Raw genomic sequence first — 7,720 nt, 5'->3', positions numbered from 1 at the left:
GTCGCGACAATCGAGACGCGATTCATGTCGCGCGTCATGCTGATAATGCGTTTTTGTACGCCGGGCAGTTCGGCGTCGCCAATTTCGACGCCCAGGTCGCCGCGGGCGATCATCACCGCATCGCTGGCGAGGATAATCTCTTCGATGTTGGTGATCGCTTCGCTGCGCTCGATTTTGGCAATCATCCCGGCGTCACTGCCGGCCTCGCGCATCAGCGTGCGCGCGAGTTCGATGTCGGCCGCTTCGCGCGGAAACGACACCGCCAGGTAATCGACCTCCAGCGCCGCAGCGGTTTTAATGTCGCGGCGATCCTTGTCCGTCAATGCCTCCGCCGACAGGCCGCCGCCAGCGCGGTTGATGCCCTTGTGGTTCGACAACTCGCCGCCGCTCTCGACCCGGCAGACAATGCGCGACCCGTCGATACGCTCGACCAGCATCGTAATCTGGCCGTCATTGAGCAGCAGTCGATCCCCGGCGCTGACGTCGTTTGGCAGGCTCTTATAGGTGATGCCGACCTGGTATTCGTCGCCAGCGTCGTCAGCGAGCTCCGCGTCGAGCACGAATTCGGCGCCGTCGCGAAGCATGACCGGGCCATTGGCGAACTTCTCCGTGCGGATCTTCGGCCCCTGCAGGTCGGCGATGATGCCGACGTCCTTGCCGATCCGCGCCGATGCGGCACGCACGGCTTCGACTCGCCGCGTATGTTCTTCGGCGGTGCCGTGAGAGAAATTAAGGCGTACGGCATCGACGCCCGCACGAATCATGCTTTCGAGAATGTGCGGCCCGTCGGAGGCCGGGCCCAGGGTGGCGAGAATTTTGGTGCGGCGCGGCATCGCGACTCCGGTTGGTCATCGTGGGAGTCGCTACAGTCTAACGCGGCCCCGGCTAGTCGCGGAAGCGGGATTCCAGCATCGCGACCGCGGGTAATGTCTTGCCTTCGAGAAACTCGAGGAAAGCGCCGCCGCCGGTGGAGACATAAGACACCTTGTCGGCGATGTCGAATTTGTCGAGCGCCGCCAGCGTGTCGCCGCCGCCGGCAATCGAGAACGCCTCGCTCGCCGCCACCGCCTGCGCCATCGCTCGGGTGCCTTCGCTGAACTGGTCGTACTCGAACACGCCGACCGGTCCGTTCCAGACGATGGTCCCGGCTGCATTCAGATGACCGGCCAGCGCTTCCGCGGTATCCGGCCCCACATCGAGAATCATTTCGTCGGCACCGACCGCGTCAATCGGACGCACGTCAGCCTCAGCGCTGGCGGAGAGTTCAGTCGCCACGACTACATCGGTTGGCAGAGGAATGTCGATGCCGCGCTCTGCGGCCGCATCCATCAGGCTGCGCGCCTCGTCGACCAGATCCGGCTCATGCAGCGAACGGCCGACATTGTGACCGGCGGCCGCGATGAAGGTGTTGGCGATACCGCCGCCGACGATCAGCTTGTCGACCTTGTCGAGCAGACTTTTGAGGACAGTCAGCTTGGTCGAGACTTTCGCGCCGCCGACAATCGCTGCCAGCGGCCGCTTCGGTTCGGCCAGCGCGCGGCCCAGCGCATCCAGCTCCGCGGCCAGCAATGGGCCGGCACAGGCGACCGGCGCGAACTTGGCCACACCATGCGTCGACGCCTGAGCGCGATGCGCGGTGCCGAAGGCATCCATGATGTAGATGTCGCATAGCGCGGCCATCTTCCGCGCCAACGCCTCATCGTCTTCCTTCTCGCCATCCAGAAAACGCACGTTCTCTGCCAGCGCGACCTCGCCCGGCTCGATCTCGACGCCATCGATCCACTCGGGCGCGAGGCGCACCGGGCTGTCGAGCAATTTGCCGAGGCGCTCGGCCACCGGCTTCATCGAGAACTGCGGATCGAACTGTCCGGCTTTCGGGCGGCCAAGATGCGATACCAGTAGCACGCGCGCATCGGCATCGCGGGCGGCGCGAATCGTCGGCAGCGCGGCGCGCAGCCGGGCATCGTTAGCCACCGCGCCATCGTCATCGAGCGGCACGTTCAAATCCTCGCGGATCAGCAGGCGCTGACCCGCGAGGTCGAGGTCGGTCATTTTGAGGATTGGCATAAGCTTAAAAAATCGAAGTCATTCTTAACCCCTCTCCCCCCGGGAGAGGGGTTGGGGTGAGGGTGCCCGGTAGCGCCAACGTCGTGATAAACCGTGCGTTGACGAAGCCCCGACCCTCACCCTAGCCCTCTCCCGGAGGGAGAGGGGACAAGAGCTTACTTGGCGTTAAGCACTGCGAGCGTCGTGTCGACCATGCGGTTCGAGAAGCCCCACTCGTTGTCGTACCACGAGCACGCCTTTACCAGCTTGCCGTCCGGGCTGACCTTGGTCATCGTCGCGTCATAGATCGACGACAGCGGGTTGTGGTTGTAGTCGGTCGACACCAGCAGTTCCTCGGTGTAACCGAGCACGCCCTTGAGCGGACCAACGGCTGCTTCCTTCATCACCCGGTCGATCTCTTCCTTGCTGGTGGCGCGCTCGGTGCTGATGGTCAGGTCGACGATCGACACGTTGATCGTCGGCACGCGCATCGCATAGCCGTCGAGCTTGCCGTCCAGTTCCGGCAGCACCAGGCCGATCGCCGCGGCGGCGCCGGTCTTGGTTGGAATCTGCGACTGCGTGGCCGAGCGCGCGCGGCGAATGTCCTTGTGGAAGACGTCGGTCAGCACCTGGTCGTTGGTGTACGAGTGGATCGTCACCATCAGGCCGGCGACGATGCCGAAGCTGTCGTTCAGCACCTTCGCGAACGGCGCGAGGCAGTTGGTCGTGCACGAGGCATTGGAAATGATCGTATCACTGGCCTTGATCGCCTGGTGGTTGACACCGTAGACCACGGTCGCGTCCACGTCCTTGCCGGCCGGGGCCGAAATAATGACCTTTTTGGCGCCGCCCTTCAGGTGCGCGCTCGCCTTTTCGCGGTTCGCGAACAGGCCGGTGCATTCGAGCACTGCATCCACACCCAGATCGCCCCACGGCAGCTTGGCCGGATCGCGCTCGGCGAACACCTTGATGTGGTCGCCGTTGACGACCAGATCGTTGCCCTCGACCTTCACTTCGCCGGGGAAGCGGCCGTGCGCGGTGTCGTAGCGCGTCAGGTGCGCGTTGGTTTCCGCATCGCCCAGATCATTGATCGCGACGATCTTCAGGTCATTCGCATGCCCCGACTCGTACAGCGCGCGGAGGATGTTACGGCCAATCCGTCCATAGCCGTTGATTGCGATCTTTTTCATACTTCGACTTCCTTCTCAGACAATAAGCCCTCCACCGTCGCGATCACGTTGTCGACGGTGAATCCAAAATGTTCGAACAACGCCGGCGCAGGCGCCGATTCGCCGTAGTGATCGATGCCGATGACACGGCCGCGCGCGCCGACGTAGCGATACCAGAAATTGGTGACGCCCGCTTCGATGGCGACACGGCGTTCGCATGCCGCTGGCAACACCTGCTCACGGTAAGCCGCGTCCTGCGCGTCAAAGACGTCGGTGCTCGGCATTGAGACGACGCGGGCGGCGACGTCACGGCGCGCCAGCGCCTTCGCCGCATCCACGGCGAGCTGTACCTCGGAGCCGGTCGCGATCAGGATCACGTCCGGCGTGTCTGGCGTGTCTGGCGTGTGGACCAGTATATAGCCGCCGCGACCAATGGCGCCCAGCGTTTCTGCATCACGCTGCTGCTGCGGCAGATTCTGGCGCGTCAGCGCCAGCGTCGTCGGTCTGTCGCGGCGTTCGATCGCCGCCTGCCAGGCCGCGGCAGTCTCGGCGCTGTCGGCTGGCCGCCACACGCTCATGCCGGGCATGATGCGCAGGCTGGCGACGTGCTCGATCGGCTGGTGCGTCGGGCCGTCCTCGCCGAGCCCGATCGAGTCGTGCGTCATTACGAAGATACTGCCGATCTTCATCAGAGCGGCCAGGCGCATCGCGTTGCGCGCGTAGTCGGAAAACGTCAGGAACGTGCCGCCGTAGGCGATGAAGCCGCCATGCACGGTCAGGCCGTTCTCGATCGCCGCCATCGCGAACTCCCGCACGCCGTAGTGCAGGTAGTTGCCGGTCATGTCGGCCGCGGTGATGGCTTTGGTGCCGGACCAGTTGGTATTGTTCGAGCCGGTCAGGTCTGCCGAGCCGCCGATCAGTTCAGGCAGGCATGGAGCAATCGCCTCGATCGCCGCACCGGACGACTTGCGCGTCGCCTTGCCGGATTCCGTGGCGACGGCCTCGGCCAGCATCTTGTCCGCGCATTCCGCCCAGTTCTCCGGCAGCTTGCCGGCGATGCGCCGCTCGAACTCCGCGGCCAGTTCCGGATGCGCTTTGGCATAAGCCGCAAACCGGTCGTTCCAACCCTGCTGCAACGCCTGACCGCGCTCGCGCGCGTCCCACGCCTGGTAAATATCGGCAGGCACTTGGAAGGCCGCGTGTGGCCAGTTCAGGCGCTCCCGCGTCGCCGCGATCTCTTCATCGCCCAGCGCCTCGCCGTGCGCCTTGGCCGTACCTTGCCGGGTCGGCGCGCCCCAGCCGATGATCGTCTTGCAGCAGATCAGCGTCGGCCGATCCGTCTCGGCGCGCGCCGCCTCAATGGCCTTTCCGATCGCGTCGCTGTCATGGCCGTCGACATCGGCAACCACGTGCCAGCCGTAAGCGTGGAAGCGACCGGGCGTGTCGTCGCCGAACCAGGCGTCAACCTCGCCGTCGATCGAAATACCGTTATCGTCGTAGAAGCAGATCAGCTTGCCGAGCTTGAGCGTGCCGGCAAGCGAGCAGGCCTCGTGCGACAGGCCTTCCATCAGGCAGCCGTCGCCGAGAAAAACATAGGTGTAGTGGTCAACGATCTCGTGGTCCGGCCGATTGAACCGCGCGGCGAGCAACTTCTCGGCCAGCGCCATGCCGACCGCCGCGCCAATGCCCTGCCCCAGCGGCCCGGTCGTCGTCTCGACCCCGGGCGTCGCGCCATATTCCGGGTGTCCCGGCGTCATCGAGCCGAGCTGCCGGAAGCGCTTGATCTCGTCCATCGGCAGCGCGTAACCCGACAGGTGTAGCAGCGAATACTGCAGCATCGTGCCATGGCCGTTAGACAGCACGAAGCGATCCCGGTCCGGCCAGCGCGGATCGACCGGATTGTGGCGCAAATAATCGCGCCACAGCACCTCGGCGATGTCCGCCATGCCCATCGGCATGCCCGGATGCCCGGAATTGGCTTGCTGAACCGCATCCATGCTGAGCGCACGGATGGCATTGGCGAGGTCGCGGCGGGTAGGCATGACGGCTCCGGGAAAATTAGCCGCATATTTTCGCCGAATACACATCTTCGGGCAACCGGCAAGCCGCGCAGCTTGACAATATGCCGCTCACCGGCTAAACCCTTAGTTTATGACCACTTGCACAGGTAAACGGCCATGGACGGCTTCAACAAACACAAAATCCTGCAGATTATCCTCATTTGCGACGGCATGTTGGTGGCGCTCTTTCTGCTAACCAACTACCTCGCCCCAATTCCTTCCTGGACGATCACGCACTGGTTCGACATGGATTCGGAAAAGAACATCCCCACCTGGTTCTCGACCGTGCAGTTGTTCTTTATCGCCAGCCTGTGTGCCACCTATTGGCGCGGGCTGGAAGAGCGACATCTGCGCCGCTTCTACCTCCTGGCCGCCCTCGCGTTCGCTTTCCTGTCGATGGACGAGGCGGCGCAATTGCACGAAGGCATCGCCCGTCTGGCCCGGAAGGTGGGAGCAATGTACGCCGACCCGACGCCCGGCCTGGAGCTGTGGATGGTTATTTATCCAGCGGTGGCAATAGCGGGGGCGGCGCTTTTCTGGCGGGAAGTTGCGGCGTTCCTGCGCGACAAAAGAGGCAACGCAATCCTCTTTGGCGGTGTAATCATCTACCTCGGTGGCGTCATCGGCTTCGAAGCGCTTGCCGTCATGTTCATCCCGACAGGCACGCACAATTGGCTGAGCGGCACAGAAGTAGCGCTCGAAGAAGGCAGCGAACTACTGGGCCAGTCGCTGATGGTCTACGCCATGCTGAACAAGCTCAAGCCGACCCGAGTGGCAGAACGCGCGGAGCAGGCGCTGGGGCTAGGAGTGACGCGACCGCAAACATAGAAATTTCGCCAATCCCCGCTATAGTTCTTGTATCGCATTACCAACCAATTAAGGAAAGCGAGCATGGCCTCAATAGCGCAACTCTGGCTCCCCACCCTGCTGTCGGCCGTTGGCGTGTTCATTGCCAGCAGCATCCTGCACATGGTCCTGAAGTTCTGGCACGGGTCGGATTACAAGGCGCTACCGAACGAAGACGAAGTCAGCGGCGCGATACGCAAAGGCGGTGCAAAGGCAGGGATACACGCCATCCCGTACTGCAGCATGGAGGACATGAAAAAGCTCGAAACCAGGGTGAAGTTCAAGGACGGCCCGGTCGGGCTACTGATCCTCCGCCGGCCAGGCCCGATGAACATGGGCGCGAGCCTCATCCAATGGTTCGTTTTCTGCCTGATCGTATCGGTCTTTTGCGCCTACCTCGCCGCCAGCACCCTGCCGATCGGCGCGCCGCTGATTCAGGTGTTCCGCGTCGTCGGCACCATCGGCTTCATGGCCTACGCCTTCAGCATCATTCAGGCCGGGATCTGGGGCAGCCAGCCGTGGAACGTCGTGATCAAGAACGTGATCGACGGGCTGATTTACGGGCTGGTGACCGGCGCGTTATTCGGCTGGCTCTGGCCATAAACCGGCACCGGACATAATGAAGCCACTTCGGAGCGGCTCCCAGGGAACAGCAGCAGATCGCGATCCTGTTTGAGCATCCGCCAAGATGCGCCCATCAAGGTCCAGGTCGTTGAAAATTTCCCCATATCTCTCTGCCCTCAGCCATGCCAGCCCGGGAAATCCGATGGATCACCCGCCGAAAGACGACACTTCGGCAATCTGTATACGAAATGACCCCATTTCGATGCCGACAAATCGTTCTGGGTCGCCTTAATCCTGTCTGAGTTCATGATGGCGGCCTTTATGTCTTCTTCGACTTTTTCGATATCGAAACAGCCAGGAACCGCATGCCTTTGGAAACGAATATCATCGATTTGACCGTTGGGCTTCAGCAGATAGCTGACATTCAAGATTCCGCCTGTCTCCAAGGCGTCTTTGGCACGCGTGATACCGTAATCCATCTTCCCTTTTGACTCTACTGCGACGCCATCCAGAAATGCCGGTTGATAACGCCATCGCGCGACTTCCCGTTGGACATGTTTTCGGATCTCGTGGAACCGGGCGGGAACGCCGGCTATCGACAGATTGGACACGGTTCCATTTGGCTCAATGGTAAACGTCAACACAAAGTCTATATTGGGTTGATACCAGCGCGATTGATAGTAGAACTCTGGCGAAGTCTGGACCAGGGGCACGGCCTGGCTGTTTTTGTATTCGAATTTGAGTTGTTGTTTATCGCCGTTTTGAATCAACCTCCAATCAATACCCATGTGGTAGGTGGTTTGAGCATTCGAGCTTGTTGCACGAACTTGCTTTGCCTTGTTCAGGAATAAAGGTTTCATCTTCTCAAGAATGCTGTCCGGAAGCCCGCCGGCCGGCTCGCGTTCAAAGTACGGCGTTCCTGCGTCGTCGAATTTAACGGTTGCGTAGACACTACCATGACGTAGCTCGCCGGCGTGGCTGCTGAAGCTCAATCCGGAAAAGGCAACAAACAATAAAAAAAGCAGATACTTCATG

The 7,720-nt window shown here is 61.8% G+C and carries 7 protein-coding genes; 2 read left to right on the top strand and 5 right to left on the bottom strand.

Going from position 1 to position 7,720, the window contains the following annotated elements:
• From pyk to tkt, 4 genes are all read right to left on the bottom strand, one after another.
• Window positions 1-833: pyruvate kinase (pyk, locus tag VFJ08_RS08820; protein WP_324996829.1), on the bottom strand; the 833-nt coding region annotated here is incomplete at its 3' end.
• Between the two features lie 52 nt (window positions 834-885).
• Window positions 886-2,067: a phosphoglycerate kinase gene (locus tag VFJ08_RS08815; RefSeq protein ID WP_324996828.1), complete on the bottom strand. Its 1,182-nt coding sequence runs from the start codon at window positions 2,065-2,067 to the stop codon at window positions 886-888.
• Window positions 2,068-2,222: 155 nt separating this feature from the next.
• On the bottom strand, window positions 2,223-3,236 hold the full coding sequence (gap, locus tag VFJ08_RS08810; RefSeq protein ID WP_324996827.1) for a type I glyceraldehyde-3-phosphate dehydrogenase: 1,014 nt from the start codon (window positions 3,234-3,236) through the stop codon (window positions 2,223-2,225).
• Complete coding sequence (gene tkt / locus VFJ08_RS08805; RefSeq protein WP_324996826.1) at window positions 3,233-5,257, bottom strand: transketolase; 2,025 nt, start codon at window positions 5,255-5,257, stop codon at window positions 3,233-3,235. Before tkt ends, gap begins: the two co-directional genes overlap by 4 nt.
• Before the next feature lie 135 nt (window positions 5,258-5,392).
• Here tkt and VFJ08_RS08800 point away from each other — a divergent pair, with 135 nt between their 5' ends.
• On the top strand, window positions 5,393-6,103 hold the full coding sequence (locus VFJ08_RS08800; RefSeq protein WP_324996825.1) for a hypothetical protein: 711 nt from the start codon (window positions 5,393-5,395) through the stop codon (window positions 6,101-6,103).
• Between the two features lie 63 nt (window positions 6,104-6,166).
• Window positions 6,167-6,724: a hypothetical protein gene (locus tag VFJ08_RS08795; RefSeq protein WP_324996824.1), complete on the top strand. Its 558-nt coding sequence runs from the start codon at window positions 6,167-6,169 to the stop codon at window positions 6,722-6,724.
• A gap of 137 nt (window positions 6,725-6,861) precedes the next feature.
• Here the strand turns inward: VFJ08_RS08795 and VFJ08_RS08790 are convergent.
• On the bottom strand, window positions 6,862-7,720 hold an 859-nt coding region (locus tag VFJ08_RS08790; protein WP_324996823.1), incomplete at its 5' end, for an energy transducer TonB.

Origin of the sequence: Salinisphaera sp., assembly GCF_035690525.1 — a bacterium.
Classification (GTDB): Bacteria; Pseudomonadota; Gammaproteobacteria; order Nevskiales; family Salinisphaeraceae; genus Salinisphaera.
The sequence above is the reverse complement of the archived record's forward strand: the minus strand, read 5'-3'. Positions and strand labels throughout refer to the sequence as shown.